Below are 1,542 nucleotides of genomic sequence, written 5' to 3'. Positions count from 1 at the left end.
TAAGGAGGTGATCCAACCGCAGGTTCCCCTACGGTTACCTTGTTACGACTTCACCCCAGTCATGAATCACAAAGTGGTAAGCGCCCTCCCGAAGGTTAAGCTACCTACTTCTTTTGCAACCCACTCCCATGGTGTGACGGGCGGTGTGTACAAGGCCCGGGAACGTATTCACCGTGGCATTCTGATCCACGATTACTAGCGATTCCGACTTCATGGAGTCGAGTTGCAGACTCCAGTCCGGACTACGACGCACTTTATGAGGTCCGCTTGCTCTCGCGAGGTCGCTTCTCTTTGTATGCGCCATTGTAGCACGTGTGTAGCCCTGGTCGTAAGGGCCATGATGACTTGACGTCATCCCCACCTTCCTCCAGTTTATCACTGGCAGTCTCCTTTGAGTTCCCGGCCGGACCGCTGGCAACAAAGGATAAGGGTTGCGCTCGTTGCGGGACTTAACCCAACATTTCACAACACGAGCTGACGACAGCCATGCAGCACCTGTCTCACAGTTCCCGAAGGCACATTCGCATCTCTGCAAACTTCTGTGGATGTCAAGACCAGGTAAGGTTCTTCGCGTTGCATCGAATTAAACCACATGCTCCACCGCTTGTGCGGGCCCCCGTCAATTCATTTGAGTTTTAACCTTGCGGCCGTACTCCCCAGGCGGTCTACTTAACGCGTTAGCTCCGGAAGCCACGCCTCAAGGGCACAACCTCCAAGTAGACATCGTTTACGGCGTGGACTACCAGGGTATCTAATCCTGTTTGCTCCCCACGCTTTCGCACCTGAGCGTCAGTCTTTGTCCAGGGGGCCGCCTTCGCCACCGGTATTCCTCCAGATCTCTACGCATTTCACCGCTACACCTGGAATTCTACCCCCCTCTACAAGACTCCAGCCTGCCAGTTTCGAATGCAGTTCCCAGGTTGAGCCCGGGGATTTCACATCCGACTTGACAGACCGCCTGCGTGCGCTTTACGCCCAGTAATTCCGATTAACGCTTGCACCCTCCGTATTACCGCGGCTGCTGGCACGGAGTTAGCCGGTGCTTCTTCTGCGGGTAACGTCAATGAACAAGGTTATTAGCCTTATCCCCTTCCTCCCCGCTGAAAGTACTTTACAACCCGAAGGCCTTCTTCATACACGCGGCATGGCTGCATCAGGCTTGCGCCCATTGTGCAATATTCCCCACTGCTGCCTCCCGTAGGAGTCTGGACCGTGTCTCAGTTCCAGTGTGGCTGGTCATCCTCTCAGACCAGCTAGGGATCGTCGCCTTGGTGAGCCGTTACCTCACCAACAAGCTAATCCCATCTGGGCACATCTGATGGCAAGAGGCCCGAAGGTCCCCCTCTTTGGTCCTGCGACATTATGCGGTATTAGCTACCGTTTCCAGTAGTTATCCCCCTCCATCAGGCAGTTTCCCAGACATTACTCACCCGTCCGCCACTCGTCAGCGAAGCAGCAAGCTGCTTCCTGTTACCGTTCGACTTGCATGTGTTAGGCCTGCCGCCAGCGTTCAATCTGAGCCATGATCAAACTCTTCAATTT

The 1,542-nt window shown here is 54.7% G+C and carries 1 rRNA gene; it reads right to left on the bottom strand.

What is annotated here, in order from left to right:
- Positions 1-1,542, bottom strand: a 16S ribosomal RNA gene (locus tag F4V61_RS22010).

It is taken from the genome of Salmonella enterica subsp. arizonae (assembly GCF_008692845.1).
GTDB lineage: Bacteria > Pseudomonadota > Gammaproteobacteria > Enterobacterales > Enterobacteriaceae > Salmonella > Salmonella arizonae.
The sequence above is the reverse complement of the archived record's forward strand: the minus strand, read 5'-3'. Positions and strand labels throughout refer to the sequence as shown.